The sequence below is a fragment of the Agromyces tardus genome, from assembly GCF_003710805.1.
GTDB classification, from domain to species: Bacteria; Actinomycetota; Actinomycetes; order Actinomycetales; family Microbacteriaceae; genus Agromyces; species Agromyces tardus.
On the sequence record NZ_RHHB01000039.1, the window covers coordinates 1 to 23,785 of the forward strand.

20 protein-coding genes are annotated in these 23,785 nt (G+C 72.8%); 8 read left to right on the forward strand and 12 right to left on the reverse strand.

The window, feature by feature from the left end; translation table 11 throughout:
• Positions 1-849: Ig-like domain-containing protein (locus tag EDM22_RS19665; protein ID WP_245989430.1), on the forward strand; the 849-nt coding region annotated here is incomplete at its 5' end.
• Here the strand turns inward: EDM22_RS19665 and EDM22_RS14880 are convergent.
• Positions 798-2,162 carry an MFS transporter gene (locus tag EDM22_RS14880; RefSeq protein ID WP_122937873.1) on the reverse strand — a complete coding sequence of 455 codons (1,365 nt, stop codon included), beginning with the start codon at positions 2,160-2,162 and terminating at the stop codon, positions 798-800. The genes EDM22_RS19665 and EDM22_RS14880 overlap by 52 nt on opposite strands.
• Positions 2,163-2,307: 145 nt before the next feature.
• On the opposite strand from EDM22_RS14880, the gene purU reads away from it, so the two are divergent.
• A complete protein-coding gene (purU, locus tag EDM22_RS14885) occupies positions 2,308-3,180 on the forward strand; it encodes a formyltetrahydrofolate deformylase (protein WP_122937874.1) in 873 nt (290 codons plus the stop codon).
• 34 nt (positions 3,181-3,214) lie between these two features.
• Positions 3,215-3,580: a YrdB family protein gene (locus tag EDM22_RS14890; protein ID WP_122937892.1), complete on the forward strand. Its 366-nt coding sequence runs from the start codon at positions 3,215-3,217 to the stop codon at positions 3,578-3,580.
• 90 nt (positions 3,581-3,670) lie between these two features.
• Here the strand turns inward: EDM22_RS14890 and EDM22_RS14895 are convergent, their stop codons facing one another.
• Positions 3,671-4,900, reverse strand: a complete 1,230-nt coding sequence (locus EDM22_RS14895) for a hypothetical protein (RefSeq protein WP_138708102.1) — start codon at positions 4,898-4,900, stop codon at positions 3,671-3,673.
• A gap of 145 nt (positions 4,901-5,045) precedes the next feature.
• Between EDM22_RS14895 and EDM22_RS14900 the strand changes: the two genes are divergently transcribed.
• Entirely contained in the window at positions 5,046-5,639 is a 594-nt protein-coding gene (locus EDM22_RS14900; protein ID WP_122937876.1) for a TetR/AcrR family transcriptional regulator, read from the forward strand.
• 4 nt (positions 5,640-5,643) lie between these two features.
• Here EDM22_RS14900 and EDM22_RS14905 read toward each other — a convergent pair whose 3' ends face one another.
• From EDM22_RS14905 to EDM22_RS14940, 8 genes are all read right to left on the reverse strand, one after another.
• Complete coding sequence (locus tag EDM22_RS14905; RefSeq protein WP_122937877.1) at positions 5,644-6,429, reverse strand: glucosamine-6-phosphate deaminase; 786 nt, start codon at positions 6,427-6,429, stop codon at positions 5,644-5,646.
• Positions 6,414-7,340, reverse strand: coding sequence for an ROK family protein (locus EDM22_RS14910; RefSeq protein WP_122937878.1), 927 nt, complete (start codon positions 7,338-7,340; stop codon positions 6,414-6,416). The genes EDM22_RS14905 and EDM22_RS14910 overlap by 16 nt, the downstream gene beginning before the upstream one ends.
• An 88-nt stretch (positions 7,341-7,428) precedes the next feature.
• The gene (locus EDM22_RS14915; protein ID WP_122937879.1) at positions 7,429-8,361 is read right to left on the reverse strand and encodes a carbohydrate ABC transporter permease; all 933 of its coding nucleotides are present in this window, start codon (positions 8,359-8,361) and stop codon (positions 7,429-7,431) included.
• Positions 8,358-9,317: a carbohydrate ABC transporter permease gene (locus EDM22_RS14920; RefSeq protein WP_245989432.1), complete on the reverse strand. Its 960-nt coding sequence runs from the start codon at positions 9,315-9,317 to the stop codon at positions 8,358-8,360. The genes EDM22_RS14915 and EDM22_RS14920 overlap by 4 nt, the downstream gene beginning before the upstream one ends.
• 141 nt (positions 9,318-9,458) lie before the next feature.
• Entirely contained in the window at positions 9,459-10,754 is a 1,296-nt protein-coding gene (locus tag EDM22_RS14925) for an extracellular solute-binding protein (protein WP_122937880.1), read from the reverse strand.
• A gap of 87 nt (positions 10,755-10,841) precedes the next feature.
• Positions 10,842-12,026 carry an ROK family transcriptional regulator gene (locus EDM22_RS14930; protein WP_122937881.1) on the reverse strand — a complete coding sequence of 395 codons (1,185 nt, stop codon included), beginning with the start codon at positions 12,024-12,026 and terminating at the stop codon, positions 10,842-10,844.
• A gap of 242 nt (positions 12,027-12,268) precedes the next feature.
• Entirely contained in the window at positions 12,269-14,155 is a 1,887-nt protein-coding gene (locus tag EDM22_RS14935) for a heavy metal translocating P-type ATPase (protein WP_245989435.1), read from the reverse strand.
• Between the two features lie 248 nt (positions 14,156-14,403).
• Positions 14,404-15,621 (reverse strand): NADP-dependent isocitrate dehydrogenase, encoded by a 1,218-nt coding sequence (locus tag EDM22_RS14940; protein ID WP_122937883.1) that lies wholly within the window; start codon positions 15,619-15,621, stop codon positions 14,404-14,406.
• Positions 15,622-15,822: 201 nt separating this feature from the next.
• Here EDM22_RS14940 and EDM22_RS14945 point away from each other — a divergent pair, with 201 nt between their 5' ends.
• Together EDM22_RS14945 and EDM22_RS14950 are read left to right on the forward strand one after the other, a co-directional pair.
• Positions 15,823-16,281, forward strand: coding sequence for a GNAT family N-acetyltransferase (locus EDM22_RS14945; RefSeq protein WP_122937884.1), 459 nt, complete (start codon positions 15,823-15,825; stop codon positions 16,279-16,281).
• 10 nt (positions 16,282-16,291) lie between these two features.
• Positions 16,292-16,606: an MGMT family protein gene (locus EDM22_RS14950; protein WP_122937885.1), complete on the forward strand. Its 315-nt coding sequence runs from the start codon at positions 16,292-16,294 to the stop codon at positions 16,604-16,606.
• Positions 16,607-16,658: 52 nt separating this feature from the next.
• Here the strand turns inward: EDM22_RS14950 and EDM22_RS14955 are convergent, their stop codons facing one another.
• Positions 16,659-18,452 (reverse strand): sensor histidine kinase, encoded by a 1,794-nt coding sequence (locus EDM22_RS14955; RefSeq protein WP_122937886.1) that lies wholly within the window; start codon positions 18,450-18,452, stop codon positions 16,659-16,661.
• Positions 18,453-18,462: 10 nt separating this feature from the next.
• Entirely contained in the window at positions 18,463-19,134 is a 672-nt protein-coding gene (locus tag EDM22_RS14960; RefSeq protein ID WP_170964156.1) for a response regulator, read from the reverse strand.
• A 214-nt stretch (positions 19,135-19,348) separates the two neighbouring features.
• Between EDM22_RS14960 and EDM22_RS14965 the strand changes: the two genes are divergently transcribed.
• Positions 19,349-22,936, forward strand: a complete 3,588-nt coding sequence (locus EDM22_RS14965) for a DUF3376 domain-containing protein (protein ID WP_122937888.1) — start codon at positions 19,349-19,351, stop codon at positions 22,934-22,936.
• 7 nt (positions 22,937-22,943) lie between these two features.
• Positions 22,944-23,780: a YqjF family protein gene (locus EDM22_RS14970; RefSeq protein ID WP_245989436.1), complete on the forward strand. Its 837-nt coding sequence runs from the start codon at positions 22,944-22,946 to the stop codon at positions 23,778-23,780.
• The last annotated feature ends 5 nt before the right edge of the window (positions 23,781-23,785 follow it).

A 23,785-nucleotide genomic window follows, 5' to 3' on the forward strand; every position in this document is an offset into this window, starting at 1 on the left:
ACCGGCGCCGCGGGCGGCGGCGCCTCGGTGGGCGCCGGCATCGGCGGGCTCGTGCTCGTGGCGGCGGCGATCACCGCGGTCGTCGTGCTGCCGAACCTCGGCGCCGAGGAGTCGAGCGTCTCCGCGCCCCTGTCCGCGGCGGCCGCACCGGCGCAGCCCGTCGCCGAGCGACCCGCGATCTCCCCGATTCCCGCGGAGACCCCGGTCGCCGACGCGCCGGCTCCGGATGCCGCCGACGAGCTGATCCCCGCGCCCGCGCCCGCGCCCGCGCCGGATCCCGCGCCGGAACCGGCACCGTCGCCCGTCCCCGCCGCTCCGCCCGTCGTCGTGCCCGTGCCGGTCGACTCGATCGCGCTGGCGCCCGTCATCGCCTTCGTCGACGCCGTCGGCGGACTCGTCGACCCGATCCTCAGCGGCACCGCGGAGCCGGGCGCGACCGTCACCGTCAGCGCCGACACCGGCGGCACCTGGACGGTCACTGCCGACGCCGACGGCGCCTGGTCGGTGCTCGCGGCGGGCCTGCCGGCGGGCACGACGGTCCTCGTCGCCGCGCAGACGGATGCCGCGGGCAACGCCTCCCCGGCGAGCGAACCCACGAGTGTCACGCTCACCCCGCCGACGCTCGAGCTCGGCGGCAACGGCGCGTTCCTCCTCGCGACGCTCGCGGGCGTGCCCGGAGCCGACGTCGAGGTGCTCGTCGACGGCGTCCCGTTCACGGTGCTGACGGTCGATCCGTCGGGCACCGCCGACTACGCCGCGTTCCTGCCGGGCAACGTCAGCGTCGACGTCGCGGTGCGCTACGTGGCCGACGGCCGCACGGGACCGGCGGCCGACGCCGTGCGCGGCTGACCTGCTCGCACCGCCGAGACCGCGACGACCGTGCCGGCGATGAGCAGCAGGATCGCGAAGGCGGCGGGCAGCACCTCGACGCCGAACGCGTCGAAGAGCACGCCGCCCACGAGCGCGCCGCCGCCGATGCCGACGTTGAACGCGGTGGTGTAGAGGGCGCTCGCGGCGTCGCGCTTCGCGGGATCCGCCGCCTGCAGCAGGCGGGTCTGCAGCAGCGGCGGGATCGCGCCGAAGCCGAAGCCCCACACGGCGAACGCGATGACCGCGGGCCAGAGGCCCGGCGACAGCGAGAGCACGACGAGCGAGACGCCGACGACCGCCATGGCGGCGAGCATCGCGCGGTTGGCGCGACGCGCGATCGGCGAACCCGCGACGACGAGACCGGCCGCGCCCGCGATGCCAGAGACGAACAGCAGCGGTGCCACCCACGTCGACGGCGCGCCGACGACGTCGGTGATGATCGGCGCCACGTAGGTGAGCGCGGCGTACTGTCCGATCATCGTGATCGCCGTGACGGCGCAGACGAGCAGCACGGCGGCCGCTCCGGTGCTCGGGCGCGCGCGAGTGACGGCGGACGGGGCGCCGGCGGGCCGGGCGGATGCCTCGGGCGCGGCATCCGCGGCACGCTCACCGGCGCGGCCGGTGTCGGCGACCGCACGGGCCGCTGACGCCGTGCGCCGCTCGCTCGAGCGCAGCGCCCACCAGACGAGGACGGCTCCGGCGAGGGTGAGCGCCGCCACGAGCCCGAATACGGCGCGCCAGCCGATGGCCTGGCCGAGCGCGGTCGACGCGGGCACGCCGAGGATGAGGGCGAGCGTTCCGCCGCCGAGCACGATCGACACGGAGCGGCCGATCTGCGACTCGGGCACGAGGCGTGCGGCGTACGCGCCGACGAGCGCCCAGAAGAGACCGTGCGCGATGCCGCCGACGATGCGGGCGGCGACGAGCATCCAGTACTCGGGCGCGATCGCGCACACGGCGGTGGTGACGGCGAGCACGACGAGCACGCCCACGAGGAGGGTGCGGCGCGGCATCCGCTGGGTCAGGGCCGTGAGCGGCGCCGACGTCACGACGACCGTGAAGGCGAACACGGAGACGAGAAGGCCCACGAGGGGTTCCCCGACGCCGAGCGTGCCGCTCATCTCGGGCAGGAGGCCGGTGGGGAGCATCTCGCCCGTGATCGAGAGGAACACGGCCGCCGAGAGGGCGAGGAGCCCGCGCCACGGCAGCGGCGGGGAGGTCGTCGCGGAGACGGTGGTGGAGGAGGTGGAGGTGGAGCGCGCGACGGCGCGCGGTGATTCAGTGATCGGCATGAGATTCATCCGACGGCGTTCCCCGCCGCGGCTGAGCCTGCAGGCGGGTCGACTACGCGCTCGTGTGCGCGCCCAGGGCCGGCGGTGACCGCACGACCAGGAGCAGTCTACACGACGGCGTCTGGGAGCCGGGTACGCTGGCCGGATGACCACGGACGCACCGAGCCACCACCTGTTCCACTGGGTGGTCAGCCTCAGCTGCGACGACGGCCCCGGCATCGTGCACGCGGTGAGCGGCGCGATCGTCGCCGCGCGCGGCAACATCACCGAGAGCCAGCAGTTCGCGAGCCTCGACACCGGGCGCTTCTTCATGCGCGTCCAGGTCGAGTCGCCCGCCGGCCGCGAGGAGTTCGAGGCCGCCCTGGCGCCCGTGCGCGAACGCTGGAACATGACGCTCCACCTCGACGAGGTGGGCCGGCCGCTCCGCACCCTCGTGCTCGCGTCGACCGCCGGCCACTGCGTCAACGACCTGCTGTTCCGCCAGCGCGCCGGGCAGCTGCCCGTCGAGATCCCGCTCGTGCTCTCGAACCACGGCACCCTGCGCGACCTCGTCGACTTCTACCAGGTGCCCTTCGAGTCCCTCGCGATCACGGATGCCGCGGCGAAGCGCGCCTTCGAGCAGCGCGTGCTCGACGCGGTCGACGAGCACGACATCGAGCTCGTCGTGCTGGCCCGGTACATGCAGATCCTCACCCCCGAGCTCTGCGACGCCCTCGCCGGACGCTGCATCAACATCCATCACTCGTTCCTGCCGGGCTTCAAGGGCGCGAACCCCTATCGGCAGGCGCACGCCCGCGGCGTCAAGCTCATCGGCGCCACGGCGCACTTCGTCACGAGCGACCTCGACGAGGGCCCGATCATCGAGCAGAACGTCGTGCGCGTCGACCACTCGCGCTCGGTCGCCGAGCTCGTCGCGATCGGCCAGGACGAGGAGAGCCGCACCCTCTCGCAGGCGGTCAAGTGGTTCGCCGAGCGCCGGGTGCTCGTCGACGGCGCCCGCACGATCATCTTCCGCTGAGGCGCGCCGGTCGCGCCGGTTAGGCTTGTCGTTCGTGACCGACGCCCAGCCCGCACCCCCGCCCAAGATCGGACCGAACGACCTCATCCGCTTCCTGCTGGAGGTCTTCGCGATCGTCAGCCTCGGAATCTTCGGATTCGTCGCGTTCGACCTGCCGTGGCCGGGTCTGCTCATCGGCATCGGGGCGCCGCTGCTCGCGATCCTGCTCTGGGCCCTGTTCCGCTCGCCGAAGGCGGTCTTCGCGGTCGACCCGTTCGTGAAGGCCCTCGTCGAGATCGCCGTGTTCTCGTCGGCCGCGATCGCGTGGTGGATCATGGGCCAGCCCGTCGTCGCCGTCGTCTTCGCGGTCGTCGCCGCCGTGAGCGGCATCATCAACGGCCGCAAGGAGTTCGGCGACTGACGCGCCGATGACGGATGCCGCGCGGCATCCGCCGACCGCACCGGTCCCGCCGCCCTCGGGCGACGGGACCGGCGTGCCACGGTCGCGCGATCAGCCGGCGAGCGCGGGCTCGCGCGCGGCATCCGCCTCGACGTCGTCGGCGTGCGCCGCCTCGGCGTCGGGCTCGGCGCCGCCCGCGGTGCGGAAGTGGCCGATGAGCGAGAGCAGGATGCCGCCGGCCGCCCATCCCGCGAGCACGAGCCAGGGGAAGGCCGTGTCGGCCGCGGGGAAGTACGAGAGCGACCGCAGGAGGTTCGCCGCCGCGCCCGGCGGGAACCACTGGCCGACCGCGCCCCACGGCTCGGCGAGGAACTGCACGGGGATCGTGGCCGCCGAGATCGGGTTCGCGATGAGCACGAACGTAACCGCGCCGAGTGCGATGCCCGCGCGGCCCAGGAGCGCGACGAACCCCGTGATGGGCGCCGCGATCGCGGCGAGCGCGAGCGCGATGGCCCCGGCGTTCAGCCAGTAGTCGCCCTGCAGGGCGCCGTACCACCCCTGGAGGATGCCGGTGAGCACGAGCCCGCCGACCGCGGAGTACACGAGCACCGCCACGACCCGGCGCACGGCGCCGATGACGAGGAAGGCGAGCCCGATGCCGCCGATCATGCCGCCGAGCACCAGCGGGAACATCGCGGCGGTGAGCCCCGTGCCGCGCGGATCGCTGTCGGCGAGGGGCACGACATCGGTCACGACCACCGTGACCTGGGGGATCTGGGGCGCGCCGTCGCCGGCGCCGGCGGCGGGCGGTACCGCGCCCGCGGGTGGCGCCTGCCCTGCGGCGAGGGCCTGGATGGTGGCAGCGGCCTGGTCGAGTGCCGCCTGCACCTGCGCGTCGACCTGCGTGTCGATCTGCGCTTGGAGCTGCGCGGCGAGCGCGGTGAGCGTCTGCGCGACGGTGATGTTGGCCGCCGACGAGGTGAGCACCTCGGGGGCGTCGGTCGGGGCCGCGCCGAGCACGATCGCGCCGTAGGCCTCACGACGTTCGATCGCGGCGACGGCGGCATCGCGGTCGTCGACGCGTTCGAGCGCGAAGGCGCCCTCGGCCTTCGCGTCGATCGCGGTCTCGACCTGCGCGACGCTCGCGTCGGGGCCGCTGATCGCGAGGGGCAGGTCCTTCGGCTCGGAGGTGACGGCGGGCCAGGAGAAGGCCAGCACGATCACGGCGACGACGACGGCCATGAGGCCCGCCGCGCCGAGCAGCCGGCCGATCGGGGTGGGTGTCGGGTGGAGGTGCGGGGCGGCCGGGCCTGCGGCATCCGCACTGCGTTGACTGGTCATCTGGAACTCCCGTTTCGAGCGCCCTCTCGGCGCGATTCACAAGAAAAACGAATATTCGTTCTTTTATAGTAGAACGCGAGAACCTAGGATCGTCAAGGGCGAGATTCGAGACGAACCGCGCCACGGGTGCAGCAGGAGGTGGAGGATGCCCAAGGTCACGGAGGCGTACCGGGACGCCCGGCGCGACGAGATCGCCGCCGCCGCCCTGCGCTGCTTCGCCGCGAAGGGCTTCCATCGCACCTCGATGGCCGACATCATCGCCGAGTCCGGGCTCTCGGCGGGCGCGATCTACGGCCACTTCGAGAGCAAGGAGGCGCTGCTCTCGACCGTCGCGGCCCGCATCCTCAGCGCGCGGGGCAACGAGCTCGACGCCCTCAGCGGCGACCACCCGCTCGCGCCGGGCGAGGTCGTCGCGGCCCTCATCGCCGGCATCCGCAGCGAGCCGTTCGACGCCACCGGCCTCCTCCTCCAGGTGTGGGCCGAGGCGGCGATCAACCCCGAACTCCGGGAGGTGCTGCAGGGCGTGCTCATGCGGGCGCGCGCGACGATCCGCCCGCACGTGCTGGCGTGGGCGGAGCTCCACCCCGAGCACTCCGGCGACGATCCGCACGGCTACGCCGACCGGGTCATCCCGGTGCTCATGGGGCTCCTGCCCGGCTTCATCGTGCAACGGGCCGTGATCGACGACTTCGACGCCGACGCGTACGTCGCCACGATCCCCGCGCTCCTGCCGCGCTGAGAGGTCAGATCCCCTGCCACTCGGGCTTGTTCGCCCACGCGTGCCGGTAGTAGTCGAGGAACTCGAGGCGCGCTGCCGCCGCCTCGTCGACGATGACGGTCGTGCGCGGATGCAGCTGGATCGCCGACCCGGGCTGGCTCGCCGTCACGGGCCCCTCGACGGCCGCGACGATCGCGTCGGCCTTCGCCTCGCCGAATGCGAGCAGCACCAGATGGCGGGCGCGCAGGATCGTGCCGATGCCCTGGGTGATGCAGTGCATGGGCACGTCGTCGGGCGAGTCGAAGAACCGCGCGTTGTCGGCGCGCGTCGGCTCCGTGAGGGTCTTCACGCGGGTGAGCGACGCGAGCGACGAGCCCGGCTCGTTGAAGCCGATGTGTCCGGTGCGGCCGATGCCGAGGATCTGCAGGTCGACGCCGCCCGCGGCGACCATCGCCGCCTCGTAGTCGGCGCCCGCGGTGCGGATCGTGGCGGGGTCGCCGTTCGGCACGCGCACGAGCTCGGGCGTGAGGCCGAGCGGCTCGACGACCTCGCGGGTGATGACCGCGCGGTAGCTCTCGGGGTGGCCCGCCGGCAGGCCCACGTACTCGTCGAGCGCGAACCCGCGCACGCCGCGCACGTCGATCCGGTCGTCGCGGATGCGGCGCGCGAGCGCGCGATACGTCGCGAGCGGCGTCGACCCCGTCGCGAGGCCGAGCACCGCGTCTGGCTTCGCGCGGATCAGCTCGACGATGGCTCCTGCGACGAGGGCGCCTGCGGCATCCTCGTCGCGCACGATCACGACTTCGGCCATGGGTCCTCCCCGACGAGGGCGGCGCCGACGGCGGCCGCCGGGAAACCGCGCGGGATGACCTGCACGCGGCGCGGCAGGTCGAGGGAGGCGAGGAAGGCGGACTCGTCGGCCCACTCGCCCAGGATGCGGCGCACGCCGTCGACGAGGCGGTCGCCGAGCGCCGCGAGCCCGCCGCCGATCACGACATCGTCGACGTCGGTGGTGAGCGCCAGCAACCGCACCGCCGACGCGACGCCCGTGAGGAACTGCTCCCGCACCAGGAGGGCGCGCACGTCGCCCGCCTCGGCACGGTCGAACAGGTCGACGGCGGGGAGCGGTTGCTCCGTGGGCCAGAGCCGGGCGATCGCCGAGCCCGACGCCACGGTCTCGAGGCAGCCCCGCTGGCCGCATCCGCAGACCTCGCCCGCCGGGTCGACGGGGATGTGCCCGATCTCGCCGGCGACCCCGTGGGTGCCGCGCAGCAGGTGGCCGCCGAGCACGATGCCCGCCGCGAGCCCGGTGCCGAGGTTCAGGTACGCCATCGAGTGCGCGCGGATGCCGTCGGCGATGCCGAGCAGGTGATGGGCGCCGAGCGCCGCCGCCTTCACGTCGTTCTCGACGCGCACGTCGACCCCGAGCCGGTCGGCGAGCCGCGGGCCGAGGTCGAGCCCCTCCAGCCCCAGGTTCACGGCGTGGGTCACGCGGCCCGTCGCGCCGTCCACCGTGCCGGGGATGCCGATGCCGATGGAGTCGAACGCGTGCGCGTCGAGGCCGGCGAGCTGCGTCATCCGCTCGACCGTGCGCAGCGCCGTGGCGACGACCGCGTCGGCGCCGAAGCCCGTGGGCATGCGCACCTGGTCGCTCAGCTGCCCGTCGGCGCCGATCGCGACGGCCGCGGTCTTCGTGCCGCCGATGTCGATGCCGAGCCTCATCTCACCACCGCCCGGTTGCGACCGGCGGGCGAGGCCGTATCGGTGTCGCGGCGGGGGCCGGCGCCCGTGCCGCGATGGTGCGCGGTGCTCATCCCTTGACGGCCCCGCTCACGAGCCCGCTCGTCATGCGCCCCTGCACGATGAGGAAGAAGACGATGACGGGCACGGCCACGAGCGTCGACGCGGCCATGACCTGGCCCCAGTCGGTCTCGCGGGTCGCGCTCGCCTGGATGAACCCGCGCAGCCACAGGGGCAGCGTGTGCATCTGCTCCGACGGCAGCAGCACGAGTGCCACGGTGAACTCGTTCCACGCCTGCAGGAAGGCGAACACGCCCGACGCCACGAGGCCCGGTGCGAGGAGCGGGAAGGTGATGCGCATGAACGCCTGGCTGCGGCTCAGGCCGTCGACCATCGCCGCCTCTTCGAGCTCGGCGGGGATGCCGGCCACGAAGCCGCGCAGCATCCAGATCGTGAACGGCACGACGGCCGCCGTGTAGATGATGCTCACGCCGACGATCGAGTTCAGCAGGCCCGCGCTCGAGATCATCTTGTACTGGGCGATGAAGAGCCCCTCGGCCGGCAGCATCTGCACGATGAGCACCGCGAGCACGAAGCTCGCGCGGCCGCGGAACCGGAAGCGGCTGATCGCGACCGACGCGAGGAACGCGAACAGCAGGCAGAAGAACACCACGATGAGCGTGATCGACAGGCTCACGCCGAGGGCCGTGAAGAACGAGCCGTCGGCGAGCGCGTTGCCGTAGTTGTCGAGTGATCCGCCGATCGGGAAGAAGGTCGGGATGAACGACTGCAGCTGGCGGTTGGGCAGGAGCGAGGAGTTCACCATCCAGTAGACGGGGAAGACCCACACGATGGCGATGACGACCGCGAGCACCGAGAGGAGCACGCGACCGGCCCTGACCTTCGGGCGCAGGCGGAGCTTGGTCGATCGGGGCCGGTCGGGTGCGTCGATCGCGGGAGCGGTGCGCTCCTCGGCGACGGCGGGGATGGTCGTGGCGCTCATGACTGCGCGTCCTCCTTGAGCAGGCTCCGCACGTAGAACCAGCTGATCGCGAGGGTCAGCGCGAGCACGAAGATCGAGACGGCCGAGGCCATGCCGAAGTCCTGCGCGCCGGCGCCGAGCTTGTAGATGTAGGTGCCGAGCAGGTCGAACTCGCCGGCCTTCGACCCGGCGTCCTGCAGCATCGTGATCTGCGTGAACACCCGCAGGTCCCAGATGAGCTGCAGCAGCAGCACGATGGCGATCACGGGGCGGATCATCGGCATGATGACGAACCGCAGGCGCTGCCAGCCCGACGCGCCGTCGAGCTGCGCGGCCTCGAGCACCTCGTCGGAGACCTGGGTGAGGCCCGCGTACACCGAGAAGGCGACGAACGGCACGCTCATCCAGACGACGATGATCGAGGCGACGAGGAAGAACGTGAGCGGGTTCGACAGCCACGAGAAGCGGTTCATGTCGACGCCCGGGATCATGTCGAGCAGGTAGTTGACGACGCCGCGACGGCGGTCGAAGAGCCAGATCCAGACGGTCATCGCGGCCACGACGGGCATCGCCCAGGCGAGCAGCAGCGAGATCTGCAGGGTGAGCCGGGCGGCCCGGCCGACCGCGGTCATGAGCACCGCGAGCAGGATGCCGATGGCGAGCGTCACGGCGGCGGTGACGAGGCAGAAGACGAGCGAACGGCCGACGACCGCCCACATGTCGGGGTCGGTGGCCAGGGAGACGTAGTTGTCGATCCCGACGAACGGGGCCGGCTTGCCGAACTGCTGCGCGATGCCGAACTCCTGCAGCGAGGTGACGGCCTGCCAGACGAGCGGGTAGCCCATGCCGACGAGGAGGATCAGGACCGCGGGGATGAGGAGCAGGTGCGGGACGGAGCGTCCCCGACGCCGGCGCGGCGGCTTCGACGCCCGACCTGGGGCGGTCGTCACGGCATCGGTGGTGATCGTGGCGGTCACGGTCTCATCCTCCTTTCGGGGTGGAGCGGGTGCAAGGGAGGTCAGGGGTCGGGGCCGCGAGCAAGGTGCACTCGCGGCCCCGAGGTGGTGCGATGTGGCCGGGGGTGGGCGGATGCCGCGGCATCCGCCCGCCGTCGACGACTAGTTGAGCAGCTCGTCGAGCTTGGCGTCGTACTCCTTCGCGAGGTCGGCGACGTCGCCGCCGGCCGAGACCTTGCCGAAGAACTCCTCGAGGATGCCCGCACCCTCGACCGCGGCCCAGCCGGGAGCCGCCGGGGTGAGCTTGGAGCCCGCGGCCGACTCGATGAGGGCCTTCGCGAACTGGTCGTCGCCGAGGCTCGACGCGTAGTCGAGGTTCGCCGGACCGAGTCCGTTCTCACCGAGCATCTGCTGGTACTCGGGCGAGAAGATGATCTTCATGAGCTCCTTGGCGCCCGCCTGGTTCTTGCTGGCCGCCGAGATCGCGATGTTCGAGCCGCCCGCGAACACGGGGGCCACGCCGCCGTCGACGCCGGGGAGTACGAACGTGCCGAACTTGTCGTCGTTCCAGGTCGCGACCGTCTTGGTGGCGTCCTTGGGGTCCGGAGCGAGGTCGCCGATCGACCAGTGCGCCCATCCGGGAGCGATGATCGTCGCCGCCTCGGGCTTGCCCGTGGCCTCGTTGTCGTTGATGTTCACCCACGGGGTGGAGTCGAACTCGGTGACCGGAGCGTTCGAGGCGCCCTCGAAGAGCGACTGGAACTCCTCGAGGCCCGCGATGGTCTTCGGGTCGGACAGGGTGCCGACCCACTTGTCGCCGTCCTTCTTCGCGAGGTCGCCGCCGTTGGCGAAGATCCACGAGATGCCATTGCGCCAGTCGGAGCCGCCGATGTAGAAGCCCGACTGCGCATCGGTGCGCAGCGACTTCACGGTCTCGTCGAACTCGGCGAGGGTCGTGGGCACCGTCTTGCCCGCGGCCTCCCAGATGTCCTTGCGGTAGAAGTTGTACCGCGAGCCGAAGTAGTACGGCAGGGCGTAGTGCGCGCCGTCGACGTCGCCGACCTCGACGAACGACGGGAGGAGCTTGTCGCCCCCGAGCTCGTCGTACATGTCGCTCAGGTCGGTGAACGCGCCGGCGTTGGTGAAGGTCGGCGCCCAGGTGTTGCCGATCTCGGTGACGTCGGGCGTGTTCGCGGCGTCGGGCAGGGCCGTCGTGAGCTTGGCCACGGCGTCGCCCCAGCCCTGCTCCTCGATCGTGAGGGTGCCGCCGGTGGCCTGCTCGTACTCGTCCTGCAGGTAGGTGCGCAGGGTGTCGGGGGTGTCACCGCCCATGAGCCACAGCGTGATGTCCTGGCCGTCGGCCGACTCGTTCTGGGCGGCGTCGCCTGTCGAGCTGCATCCGGCGAGAACGAGGGCAGCGGCCGTGGCGAATGCAGCGGCTGCGTACTTTCTCTTCATTGCGATTTCCTTCTCTTGGGTGGGTGTTCGGGTGAGTGGTGCACGTCTACGGGCGTCGTTGCTCGGACTCCCGTTCGCCGGGATCCCCTAGGAGACCCCGAGCTGTCCGGAGAGGACCATGACGGCCGCGCCGCGCAGGACGATGTCCTGCCCGAACGCGGTCATCCGGAGCCTCAGGTCGCGGTGCTGCTCCGCCATGGTCCTGGCACGGAGGGTTTCGGCGGTCGCCTCGAGGAGCGGGCCGTCGAGCAGTTCCGCCGGTCCGCTGAGCACGACCTCCGAGAGGTTCAGCGCACCGACGACGGGGGCGAGCACGATGCCGAGGCGCCGGCCCGCCTCCCGCAGGGTCTCGTCGCGAGCGGATGCCGCGTCGGCCGCGCCCTCGAACCGGGCGAGCTCGGCGGTCAGCCGGGGCACGGCGAGCCAGGCCTCGAGGCAGCCGTGCTTGCCGCACGCGCACCGCGGGCCGCCGTCGGTGCCGACCACGACGTGGCCGATCTCGCCCGCGGCGAAGCCGGAGCCGAGCACGGGCCGGCCGCCCACGATGAGGCCGGCGCCGACGCCGTGGCCCACCTTGACGAGGATGAGGTCGCCGGGGGTCGTGCCGTGCTCGGCGAGGGCGGCGACGTTCGCGTCGTTGGCCACGTGCACGGGGAGGTGGAACGCGGCCGCGAGCCGCTCCTGCAGGGCGAGGCCCGACCAGCCGAGGTTCGGCGCGGAGCGCACGACGCCGTTGGGGTCGACGACACCCGGCGAGCCGACGCCGACGCCGAGCACGCGGGTCTGGGTGAGCGCGAGCAGCCCGTCGAGCAGCTCGGCCACGAGCTCGTAGGCCCGCTCGCCGGTGGCGCCGTCGAGCGCGACCTCGGCGCGGGCGACGATGCTGCCGTCGAGGTCGACGACCGCCCCGCGGAACCGCGTGTGCTCCGAGAGGTCGAGGCCGATGATGTGGAACCCGGTGCGGTCGACGTCGATGAGCGTGGCGGGCTTGCCCGGACGGGCGTCCTCGCGCTGGCCGAGCTCGACGACGAGCCCCTCGCCGATGAGCTCGGCGACGAGGTCGGAGACGGTCACCCGGGTGAGGCCGGTCTCGCGGGCGACATCCGCCCGGCTCTGCGCACCCTCGGTGTAGAGGGTCTGCAGCACGAGCGAGCGGTTGTGGCTGCGGGCGTGCTCGGGGAGCACCTTTCCGCTGGCGCGGAGCGAGCGGTTCGCGAAGAGCGAGCCCCCGGCGTACGGCGCCGTGAGCAGCTGGGCGGCGCCACCCGGCATCGGGTGGTTCGCGGGCTGCGAGGGGTCGGCCTGGACCGTTCCGCGGGGCGCTTCCGTAGCTGTCACGTTTGTTAGTAAACCTTACGAACAAATTATTGGCAAGCCTCGGTCGTCACTTCGTCGAGGCGTTATCCAGTTGTGATCGTGCGAGCGGATGCCGCGGCGCGGCCGGCGACCGGACGACCGCCCCGCGTCCGGGGTCGCCGGCCCGCGGCCGTCCGCGGCCGCTCGCATCCTCGCCGTCAGGATGCGGCGGCCCGCTCGGAGCGCGCCGGCGCTCGCGACGGCAGGGGCGACGCGGCATCCAGCCGGCCCCCGATCGCCCGGAGCGCGAACAGGATCGTCGCGAGGTCCACGACCTCCTGCAGCAGCGCGCCGATCGTCGCCGGGATCACGCCGAACGCCGCGACGACCATGAGCACGACGCTCACGATGATGCCGAGCCAGATGCTCTGCAGCGCGATGCGCACCGTGTCGCGGCCGATCTCGACCGCCTTCGCGGTGCGCCCGATGTCGTCGACGAGGATGACCGCGCCCGCCGACTCGCTGGCCGCGGTCGCGCCCCGGGCGCCCATCGCGATGCCCACGTCGGCGGCCGCGAGCACGGGCGCGTCGTTCACGCCGTCGCCGACCATGATGACGGGCCGCTCGGCGATCGCCGCGACCTCGCGCACCTTGTCGGCGGGCAGGCAGTCGGCGTGCACGCGCTCGATGCCGAGCTCGGCGGCGATGTGGTCGGCGGTCGCCTGCGCGTCGCCCGTGAGCATCATGGTGTGGTGCACGCCGAGCTCGTCGAGGCGGTCGAGCGTGGCCCGCGCGTTGTCGCGCAGCCGGTCGCGCGCGAGCAGCGCGCCCGCGAACCGTCCGTTGATCGCGACGTAGACGGCGAGCTCGCCCGGCGCGATGTCGGTGCGATGCGCCTCGGGCGCATGCGCCGCGACGAAGGAGAACTTGCCCACCACGGCCTCGTGGCCGTCGATGCGGGCGATGACGCCGTTGGTCGCCTCCTCGGTGGCGTGCACCACCTCGAGCAGCTCGAGGCCGCGCTCCCGCGCGGCGTCGATCATCGACGCGGCGAGCACGTGCGAGGAGTACTGCTCGGCGGAGGCCACGTAGCGGAGCAGCTCGTCCTCGGCGAGCCAGGGCTCGGCCCGCACGGCGACGAGTTCGGGCGCGCCGTGGGTGAGCGTTCCCGTCTTGTCGAACACCGCGGACTTCGCCCCGGCGAGCTGCTCGAGCACGCCGCCGCCCTTGACGATGATCCCGTTGCGGGCCGCCCGGCTCATGCCGCCGATGAACGCGACCGGCGCCGCGATGAGCAACGGGCACGGCGTCGCCAGCACGAGCACCTCGGCGAAGCGCACCGGGTCCCCCGAGATCCACCACGCGACGCCCGCCAGCAGGAGCGAGAACGCGGTGAACGGCACGGCGTAGCGATCGGCGAGCCGCACGACGGGTGCCTTGCTCGCGGCCGCCTCGCTCACGAGTGCGACGATCTGCTGGTACTGGCTGTCGGCGGCGCTCGCCGTGGCGACGATCTCGACCGCCGCCTGCCCGTTGACCGAGCCGCTCAGCACCTCGTCGCCCGCGTGCTTCTCGACCGGCACGCTCTCGCCCGTGATCGAGGACTGGTCCATCGTGGTCTCGGGCGAGCGCATCGTGCCGTCGACCGGCACCATCTCGGCGGGACGCACGAGCAGCACGTCGCCGACCTGCACGTGGTCGATCGGCACGTCGACGAGCTCGTCGCCCTCGACCCGGTGCGCGAACTGCGGGGCCCGGGTGAGCAGTGCGTCGAGCTCGCGCTTGGCGCGCCGGTTGGCGTAGTCCTCGAGGGCCTCGCCGCCGGTGAGCATGAGCACGACGATGAGCGCCGCGACGTACTCCCCCACGAGCACCGTGGCGACGATCGCGGTGACCGCGAGGAGGTCGAGCCCCCAGTGGCCGCGCAGGATGTCGCGCACCATGCCGACGGCCTGCCAGGCGGCGATCACGAGGGCGTAGCCGCTGAAGACCCACGCGACGAGCCACCCCTGGCCGGCGAGGGCGAGCACGATCCCGGCCAGCCCGATCGCGAGCGTCAGCGAGACGACGGGGTAGCGGCGGATGAGCTTCAGGGCGGCGGTCACCCCTCCATCCTCCCCCGCCTCGCGGCCCTCGGGGTCCGCCCGCTGGCGTCCGCTCGCGGGCGTCCGCCGGCACCGTCCTCGGCTGCGCGTCCCGTCTCGCCTCCGCATGCGCGTCTCGGGAACAGGACGACACGCCGCCGCCACCACGGAAACAGGACGCCGCGCCGCGCCGGCGACCCGGTCCTCATGCTCTCGTGACGGCGAAGGGGCCGGATGCCGTGGCATCCGAGCCCCTCGTTCGACGCGGGTTACGCGGCGATGCGCGCCTCGAGGTTCGCCGCCAGGGTCGCGAGGAACTCCTCGGTGGTCTGGTAGGGCTGCTCGGGGCCGACGAGCAGCGCGAGGTCCTTCGTCATGGCGCCCGACTCGACGGTCTTGATGACCACGTCCTCGAGCGTGTGCGAGAAGTCGATGAGCTCCTGGTTGCCGTCGAGCTTGCCGCGGTGCGCGAGGCCGCGCGTCCAGGCGTAGATCGAGGCGATCGGGTTCGTCGAGGTGGGCTTGCCCTGCTGGTGCTGGCGGTAGTGCCGGGTCACCGTGCCGTGGGCCGCCTCGGCCTCGACGACCTTGCCGTCGGGCGTGGCGAGCACGCTCGTCATGAGGCCGAGCGAGCCGAAGCCCTGCGCCACGGTGTCGGACTGCACGTCGCCGTCGTAGTTCTTGCACGCCCAGACGTAGCCGCCCTCCCACTTGAGCGAGGCGGCGACCATGTCGTCGATGAGGCGGTGCTCGTAGGTGAGGCCGGCGGCGTCGAACGCCTCCTTGAACTCGGCGTCGAAGATCTCCTGGAACAGGTCCTTGAAGCGGCCGTCGTAGGCCTTGAGGATCGTGTTCTTCGTCGAGAGGTAGACGGGGTAGTTGCGCGAGAGGCCGTAGTTGAGCGAGGCGCGGGCGAAGTCGCGGATCGAGTCGTCGAGGTTGTACATGCCCATGGCGACGCCCGAGCTCGGGGCCTGGAAGACCTCGAACTGCTGCGGCTCGGAGCCGTCGGCCGGCGTGAAGGTCATCGTGAGCGTGCCGGGGCCGTCGAAACGGAAGTCGGTGGCGCGGTACTGGTCGCCGAAGGCATGACGGCCGACGATGATCGGCTTGTTCCAGCCCGGGACGAGGCGCGGGATGTTGGAGATGATGATCGGCTCGCGGAAGATCACGCCGCCGAGGATGTTGCGGATGGTGCCGTTGGGCGAACGCCACATCTTCTTGAGGCCGAACTCCTCGACGCGCGCCTCGTCGGGCGTGATCGTCGCGCACTTCACGCCGACGCCGTGCTTCTGGATGGCGTGCGCCGCGTCGATCGTGATCTGGTCGTCGGTCTCGTCGCGCTTCTGGATCGACAGGTCGTAGTACTCGAGGTTCACGTCGAGGTACGGGTGGATCAGCTGGTCCTTGATGGCCTGCCAGATGATGCGGGTCATCTCGTCGCCGTCGAGCTCGACGACGGTGCCTTCAACCTTGATCTTGGACAAGAGGCGGTCTCCTTGGGTGTATTGGCGGGAAGCGAGGAAATCTCGGAGGCGGGCGGACACGCCGCCTGAAAGCTTACCGCCTCGCCGGGATATCTCGATATCGAGACAAATCGGCGCGCGCCGGCCGCGTGTCCCCACTTCTCCTCCACAGGATCCGCAGCCCCTACCTGCTGCACACCGTGAACGGTTAGGCTCGCCTGTATGGCTGAGCTGCGACTTGAAGAACTGAACGCGACGAACATCGTGGCCGCGAACAACCTGTCGCTGAAGCCCGGCCAGGAACAGTTCATCGCCCCGGTCACCTACGCCGCCGAGTCCTCGGTCGTGAACCCCGCCACCGCCTGGCAGCGCGTCGCGCTGAACGGCGAGAAGGTCGTGGGCTTCATCCACGGCAACTTCGACCCCGAGAACGTGCACGAGGAGTTCCGCGCCTGCATCTGGCGCATCAACGTCGACGCCGAGGCGCAGGGCAAGGGCGTCGGCCGCTTCCTCGCCCACGCGCTCGCCGAGGAGGCCAAGAGCCGCGGGTTCGACCGCATCACCGTGCTCTGGGAGCCCGGGGAGGGCGGCCCGGGCGAGTTCTTCCACCGCATCGGCTTCCGCGACGTCGGCGAGACGCAGTACGGCGACGTCATCGGCGCCCTCCAGCTCAAGGGCTGACGACGAGCGGATGCCGCAGCACGGCGAGGGATTCGTCGCGGCGGTGCTCGCCGTGGTCGACGACATCCCGCCCGGCCACGTGGCGACCTACGGCGACGTCGCGGCGCTCCTCGGATCGCGCGGCGCCCGTGCCGTCGGCCAGGTGATGGCGCGCCACGGCTCCGACGTGCCGTGGTGGCGCGTGGTGCGCGCGGGCGGCCGGCCGCCGTCGGGCCACGCGGAGGCCGCGCGCCGGCACTACGTGGCCGAGGGCGTGCCGATCCGGCCCGTCGACGACGAGGACGGCTACCGCATCGAGCTCGCCCGTTGCCGCTGGCGGCCGTAGCCGCATGCGCCCTGCGCGGTGTCCGGGCACAGGAAGGCCGGGCGGCAGGTCGTCACGCGTCGCCGAGCGCGCCGCCGAGCGGCATCCGCACGGTGATCGTCGTGCCCGCGCCGGGCGGGCTCTCGAGCTCGAGCGATCCGCCGACCGCGTCGACGCGGTCGGCGATGCCGAGCATGCCCGAGCCCGCGTCGAGCGATGCCCCGCCCAGCCCGTTGTCGCGCACCACGAGCACGAGCTCGTCGCCCTCGACGTGCGCCCGCACCCAGCCACGGGTGGCGTGCGAGTGCTTGGCGACGTTCGCGAGGGACTCGGCGACGGCGAAGTAGGCGGTCGACTCCACGAGCTCGGGCAGCCGGCCCTCGGCCTGCACGTCGACCTCGATCGGCACGGTGCAGCGCCCGGCGAGCTCGGGGACCGCGAGCGACAGGCCGCCCGACGAGAGCAGGCTCGGGTGGATGCCGTGCGCGAGCTCGCGGAGCTCCTTGAGCGCCTGGTTCAGCACCCCGATGGTCTCCTCGATCTCCTCGGCGAGCGCGGTGTCGCCGAGCTCGCGCGCCTGGTTCGAGGCGACGCGCAGTCGCATCCCCACGGAGACGAGCTGCTGCTGCGCGCCGTCGTGCAGGTCGCGCTCGATGCGGCGCCGGGCCTCGACGCCCGCCTCCACGATGCGCTGGCGGGACTGCCTGACCTGCTCGAGGGTGCGCTCGATCTCGGAGCGGAGCCGGCCGTTGTCGACCGAGAGTCGCAGTGCGCTCGAGACGCCGTCGAGCAGGCGCATGTTGTCGGTGAGCACGCGGTCGTGGCGGATGAGCGCGATCGGATTCCCCGTGGGCGAGGAGACGGGCAGGATGCTGTGGCCGCTGCGCGGATCGGTCTCGGCCGAGTCGATGGGCACGCCCGCGGCATCCGCGTACCGGCCACGCTCCTCGTCCCACCAGTAGACCCGCACCGAGTCGTCGCGCAGGGTGCGCGCGAGCGACTCCGCCCAGAGGCCGCGGTCGGCGCCCTCGCGCGTGATGCGCATGAGGTCGGCGACGCGGGATCGCATGTTGCGCACGTGGGCGATGCCCGCGACGAAGCACACGGGAACCGAGGCGATCGCGAAGAGCGAGATCGTCGTCAGCACGATGTCGGTGTTGACCGCCGCCGCGTACGTGAGCGCCTGCACGGCGAGGGTCGTGGCCCAGGCGAACAGCGCCGCCGGCATGAGGAACGCGGCCGTACGGGCCGGCACGCTCCCCCGCACCCAGCGCACGAGCAGCCGCCCGGCGATGACGAGCGCGAGTCCGACCCCCACGATCCGGTAGCCGACGTCGACGAGCCCGAAGACCGTGGGGAGGTCGGCGACCTGGTAGACGTTCGGCACGCAGTCGCAGGGCACCGCGGAAGGGGTGGCCAGGAGCAGCACCGCGCCGAAGTTGACGACGCTCGCGACGATCGCGATGCCCGCGATCCAGCGATCCGTGCGGTCGGCGAGCCCGCCCCGCGGGTAGACGAGCACGAGGATGCCGGTGAGCACCGCCCAGCCGAGGTCGACGCCGCGGAACAGCGGCCAGAGCCAGCCCAGGTCCTCGATGACGACGTAGAACGTCTGCGGGATCCACAGCAGGGGGAACGCCACCATGAGCCGCGCGGGCACGTCGGTCGGCCCGATCGCCCACGCCACCCCCGCGCAGGCCGCGAACACGATCGGCACCATCGCGTGGACCGTCGCGTACGACACCTCCTGGTGCGCGCCCGGCGCACTCGCCAGGAACCCGCTGATCTCCATGAGCAGGCTCGCCGCGATGACCGCGCCGATGAGCACGCTGCGGCGTGCGATCCGGCCACGGCGGCCGGGCGCCATCACCGCCGCATCACCTCGCGCCGAGGAGCGTGAGCACCGCCAGCACGCGACGGTGGTGCTCCGGCGACTCCTCGAGGTCGAGCTTCTGCAGGATGCTGCGCACGTGCGTCTCGACCGTCTTGAGGCCGAGGAAGAGGGTCTGGGCGATGCCGCCGTTGGAGTAGCCCTGCGCCATGAGCTCGAGCACCGATCGCTCGCGCTCGGTGAGCCGGGCGAGCGGGTCGTCGGCGCGGGTGCGGTGCACGAGCTGCTCGACGACCTCGGGGTCGACGACGGAGCCGCCGGAGGCGACCGTCTCGACGGCGCGCACGAGCGTCTGCGGCTCGGAGACGCGCTCCTTGAGCAGGTACCCCGTTCCGCTCCCGGCTCCCATGACCCGCAGCGCGTATTCGGGCGTTGCGTACATCGAGAGGAGGAGCACGCCCATCTGGTCGCCGCCGGCGCGGAGCTGCTCGAGCGCCACGATCCCCTCGTCGCGATGGGTCGGCGGCATCCGGATGTCGAGCACCGCGGCGTCGAGGTCGAGGTCGCGAACGGCCTCGAGGAGCTCGTCGGCGGTGCCCACGGACGCCACGACCTCGATGCCCCCGTCTTCGAGCACCTTGGCGATCCCCTCGCGAAGGAGCAGTGCGTCGTCGGCGATCGCCACGCGCAATGCTGCTGGCCGATCGGGCTCGGACATCGCACCTCCATCTCGAAGGCGTGCGTGATCCATCGACGTCAACACGCCGCCCATCGTGAGGCTACCGCGCGACGCGGGTACCCGCGTGGTCCCAGTTCTGGGGACACCCTGATGCGCGATCCGCTCGGGTCGTGCCACGCTGGAGGGACCGCGCACCCTGCCCAGCGCGCGGAACCCGACGGCGCCGCCCGCGCCGGCCCCAGCGAGGAGCACCATGGCCAGCAGCGACGTGCCCGTAGCCGCATCCGCACCGGTCACGACGTCGACGCGGCCCCTGCGCGTCGTGGTCGTGCGGCCCGACGAACGCGTCGACGCGGTGGTCGCGCGTCACCCCGGCGCGTCGCCCTCGTTCAACCGCACGCTCCGGGTCGCGCTCGCCATGCGGGGCGGGGTGAGCCTCGCGGTGTGGATCGGCGGCGTGGTCTCCGAGCTCGACCTGCTCCGCCGCATCCGCCTGTACGACGTCGACGGCGAGACGCTCGCGCTCGTGCCCGTCACGCCCGGGTCGCCCCCGTCGCCCGCGACGCTCGCCCGCCTCGAGACCTACGCCCGCATGCTCGACGCGGCCGGGTACGACCGCGTCGAGTTCGACCTGCTCGCGGGCGCGAGCGCCGGCGGGCTGAACGCGGTCGTCTACGCGGTCGCGCGGCGCGCGGGCACGGGCCTCGAGCGCCTGCTCGAGACCTGGGGCCGGGTCGGCGGCTTCTGGGGACTCCTGCACCCGCCGGGCTCGCGCGGCATCCTCGCGCTCATGCAGGGCGAGGGCTACTTCCGGTCGCAGACCCTGCGCACGCTCACCGAGATCTACGACACCGACGACCGGCACCCCGACCTCGTCGCGTCGTACACGGGCGTCGACCTCTCGGCCACCGTGATCGACGGCGGCGACGAGTTCGAGGAGGGCGCCCACGAGGGCCGCGGCCACTTCCACTTCGTGGGCAGCGACGAGCACCGGCTCGACAACCTCGTGCCCAGCCGCGCCGACGACGACCCGGAGCAGCGCGCCTTCGACCTCGCGAACCTCGACCGCCTGGCGCTGGCGGCCCGCTCCACGTCGTCGCTGCCGGGCGGCTTCGAGCCCGCCTACGTCGACTCCTACAACGGCGCGGTCGTCGACCTCGACGCGAGGCCGGCCACCGCGGATGCCGCCGCCGACGGCGGCGACGCGGGCGACGCCGGGGCGGCGTCGGCCGAGCCGGCGCTCCGCAGCATGGGCTTCGCCTTCGCGTCCCACCGCGAGCAGCCCGGCACCCCGTACCGGATCGTCGACGGCGCCGTGTTCGACAACGTGCCGATCGACCGCGCGCTCCGCGCGGCCCGCACGCGCTCGTCGGAGCGGCGGGCGGACCGGGCGATGCTCTTCCTCGACCCGGAGCCCGACCCGCCGCTCGGCGGCACCGTGGGCTGGGACGCGAACGCGTCACGGTTCTTCCGCGCCATCGGGGCGATGCTCTCGCGCCAGTTCCGCAAGGAGTCCGTCAGTCGCGAGGTCGCCGACCTGGAGGAGTTCAACGCCGAGCGGTCGGTCGCGGCCGCCCGCCTGCAGGGCGCGGCTCCCCTCGTCGCCGCGGCGCTCGCCGCCCCCGACACGTCGGACGAGCGCACGCGCGTCTACGTGCGCTCGCTCGGGCCCATCGTGGCCGACCACCTCGCGGAGGCCATCTCGGCCCCGAGCCTCTGGCAGCTGAACACGCTGCTGCCCGAGCGACGCCGGTACCGCCCGATCGAGCGGGTCGAGCTCGCGGGCCTCACGCAGGCGGCGATGCGCCGCTTCGCGCTCGAGGCCGAGCGGCACCCCGCGGCATCCGCCCGGTCGATCACGGCCCTCGCCGACGCGGCCAACTGCGTGCTCGGCTGGACGCGCGCGGTCGAGTCGGTGCCCGAGCGGGGCAGCCGCCGGGGGCTCGCGTTCCCCGACGTGCGCGAGGTCGCGTACGCGTCGCTGCGCTTCGCGACCGACGCGCGAGACCGGCTCACCGCGAGCGTCCTCCTGCGGAGCGATGCCGTCGCCGCGCGCCGCGAGACGCCGCGCACCGAGGACTTCGACGCGTGGATCGACACGTGGGTCACCGGGGTCGCCCGCGTGCGCACCGCCGAGTACTGGGCGAAGCTCGACCTGGCGGTGGCCCAGCTCCGGCTCGCGAGCCGGCGCGTCGAGCAGGAGATCGCGGACGGGCTGGTGACCGCGCCCAACTGGTCGGCCTCGGCGTGGCGTCCCCTCGCCGCCGCGCCCGCGTCGCTCACCGCGGCCGACCTGCCTCCGCTGTACCACTCGAGCGGCATCCCCCCGGCACTGTCGCACGTGCGCTACTGGGCGATCGGGGTCGACGAGGAACCCGACGCGCCGTCGAGCTTCTCGACGCTCGCCACCGACCGGTGGCACGCGCTGCTGCAGGCCGCCCTGCGGCGACCGGGCACGTCGCCCGCCGACGTGGCCGAGCTCGTGCGCACCGCGTCCTCCCGCGTGGTGATCGACCGGCAGACGAAGCTCGCCGGATACGGGTTCGGCAACTTCCTCGGCTTCCTCTCGCGCGAGTGGCGCATCAACGACTGGTGGTGGGGCCGCCTCGATGCGGCCGCCGGCCTCGCCCGGTTCTTCGACGCGCTCGCACCCGACGAGATCGACGTGGATGCCGCGATCCACGTGCTGCAGGACGCCGCACTCGAGGACGCCGACAGGCCCGAGACGCACGCGGGCGGCCTGTCGCCGCTCGACGAGCCCCGCGAGTCGGATGCCGCGGCGACCCGCAGGACGCGGCTGCGCGCCGGCACCGACACCATCGTGAACCTCGCGCCGTCGTACCGCTTCGCGATCGCCTCGCGCACGGTGCGGCTGCTCGACCGGGTGATCGTGCAGCCCGTGAGCCTCATGATGGGCATCGTCGCGTACACGCTCCTCGCGGTGCTGCGGCCCGTGCTCGTGCTGGTCCCGACCCTGCTCGATCCGCCGCGCCTCGCGCTCGTGTCGGGATTCATCGCCGCCGTGCTGTGGCTGCTCACGTGGGCCCCGGTCGGGGTGACGGGCGCCGCCGTCTGGGTCGCGATCGTCACCGTGTTCGCGTTCCTCGGCATCCTCGTGGGCGGGATCGTGTGGGCGCGGGGGCGGTGGTCGGCGGTGGCGAGCCTGCTCGACGGCCCGATCGCCGACGACGTCGCCGCGGCATCCGGGCGCGCGTGGGGCCCGACCCTGCGCATGGCCGCCGCGGCGCTCGCGAGCCTCATCCCGTTGACGATCTCGATCGTCGAGGTGAACGTCGGCATGGCGGTGGTCTGCTGGATCGTGTCCGTCGTGCTCACCGCCCTGGCCGTGCGCGCGGCCACCACCGTGCGCCGCGGGTCCATCCCCGGCCGCGACCTCCGCACGGGGCTGCTCGTCGGCGCGTTCGGCCTGCTCGGCGGCGTGCTGCCCCTGCTGCAGATCCTCTTCGCCGGGCAGGTGCCGTGGCTCGCACCTCCCGAGGCGTGGAACCCCGTGGTGCTCGCGATCGGCGCCGCCGCGGTCACGGTCTCCCTCACCGTCGACTGGCTCCGCCCGGGTCGCACGCCGCGCGAGATCGCCGCCACGCACGGCGTCAACTGGATCACCGTGAGCCTGCTCGCCGTCGGGGCCGGCGCGGTCGGCCTGCTCCTCATGCGGGGCTTCGTGAGCGCCCTCGGCGCAGCGCTCCCCGACCTCGTCGGCGAGGTCCTCCTCGCGATCGGGTTCATCCTCGCGTGGGCCAACGCGCTCTGGTGGCTGCCCGAGCTGCGCCGGCACCTGCCCGACGCGAACGACCGCGTGCAGCGCGCGCCGCTCGGCTGAGCGCGTCGTGCCGGAGCCCCAGCCGATCACCACGATCGCCCCGCCACTGCCGGGCCGGGCGATCCTGGAGCAGCGCTGGAGCCACCTCGTCTTCCTGCACTGGCGGGTGCCGAGCGCATCGGTCGCGCCGTTCCTGCCGGCGGGCACGCGGCCCGACGAGTTCGACGGCGGCTCGTGGGTGGGGCTCATCCCGTTCGTGCTCTCCCGCACGCGCCCGCTCCCCCTGCCGCCCGTGCCGTGGCTCGGCACGTTCGCCGAGGTCAACGTGCGCCTCTACTCGGTCGACGCGGAGGGCAACCGCGGGGTCGTGTTCCGTTCGCTCGAGGCCGAGCACCTGCTTCCGGTGCTCGCGGCGCGGGCCGCGTTCGGCCTGCCCTACGAGTGGGCGTCGATCCGTGCGCACCGGCGACCGGATGACCCCGGCGCGGGCCGCTCCGCCGGCACCCTGCTCGAGTACCGGTCCGCGCGGCACCGCGCCCTGCCCGCCGCCCGCGGCGACGCCCGGACCCGTCCGGAGCGACCGCCGCGCACGCTGGTCCGCGCCCGCATGCTGTCGGACGCCGCCGCGGACGACGGGCTCGACCGCTTCCTCACGGCACGGTGGGGCTTCCACGAGACCCGCCGCGGCCGCACCACGTGGGCGCGCAACACGCACGCGCCGTGGCCGCTGCGTCGGGCCGAGCTGCTCGAGCTCGACGACGAGCTCCTCGCGGCCGGCGGATTCCCGGGCCTCGCGGGGCGGCCGCCGGACTCCGTGCTCGCCTCGCCCGGTGTCATCACGCGGTTCAGCGCGCCGCGGGCCCTCGCGGACGATTCAGTGCCAGCACCCAGCCGCAGACGGTGATCGCC

What these genes read in the sequence shown, in the direction of transcription:
- EDM22_RS14950 (WP_122937885.1), top strand. Translation starts at nt 16,292, where the DNA reads ATGCCGCAGCACGGCGAGGGATTCGTCGCGGCGGTGCTCGCCGTGGTC.
- EDM22_RS14895 (WP_138708102.1), bottom strand. Translation starts at nt 4,900, where the DNA reads ATGACCAGTCAACGCAGTGCGGATGCCGCAGGCCCGGCCGCCCCGCAC.
- EDM22_RS14910 (WP_122937878.1), bottom strand. Translation starts at nt 7,340, where the DNA reads ATGAGGCTCGGCATCGACATCGGCGGCACGAAGACCGCGGCCGTCGCG.
- EDM22_RS14900 (WP_122937876.1), top strand. Translation starts at nt 5,046, where the DNA reads ATGCCCAAGGTCACGGAGGCGTACCGGGACGCCCGGCGCGACGAGATC.
- EDM22_RS14945 (WP_122937884.1), top strand. Translation starts at nt 15,823, where the DNA reads ATGGCTGAGCTGCGACTTGAAGAACTGAACGCGACGAACATCGTGGCC.
- purU (WP_122937874.1), top strand. Translation starts at nt 2,308, where the DNA reads ATGACCACGGACGCACCGAGCCACCACCTGTTCCACTGGGTGGTCAGC.
- EDM22_RS14955 (WP_122937886.1), bottom strand. Translation starts at nt 18,452, where the DNA reads ATGGCGCCCGGCCGCCGTGGCCGGATCGCACGCCGCAGCGTGCTCATC.
- EDM22_RS14965 (WP_122937888.1), top strand. Translation starts at nt 19,349, where the DNA reads ATGGCCAGCAGCGACGTGCCCGTAGCCGCATCCGCACCGGTCACGACG.
- EDM22_RS14960 (WP_170964156.1), bottom strand. Translation starts at nt 19,134, where the DNA reads ATGTCCGAGCCCGATCGGCCAGCAGCATTGCGCGTGGCGATCGCCGAC.
- EDM22_RS14930 (WP_122937881.1), bottom strand. Translation starts at nt 12,026, where the DNA reads ATGCCGGGTGGCGCCGCCCAGCTGCTCACGGCGCCGTACGCCGGGGGC.
- EDM22_RS14915 (WP_122937879.1), bottom strand. Translation starts at nt 8,361, where the DNA reads ATGAGCGCCACGACCATCCCCGCCGTCGCCGAGGAGCGCACCGCTCCC.
- EDM22_RS14905 (WP_122937877.1), bottom strand. Translation starts at nt 6,429, where the DNA reads ATGGCCGAAGTCGTGATCGTGCGCGACGAGGATGCCGCAGGCGCCCTC.
- EDM22_RS14880 (WP_122937873.1), bottom strand. Translation starts at nt 2,162, where the DNA reads ATGCCGATCACTGAATCACCGCGCGCCGTCGCGCGCTCCACCTCCACC.
- EDM22_RS14925 (WP_122937880.1), bottom strand. Translation starts at nt 10,754, where the DNA reads ATGAAGAGAAAGTACGCAGCCGCTGCATTCGCCACGGCCGCTGCCCTC.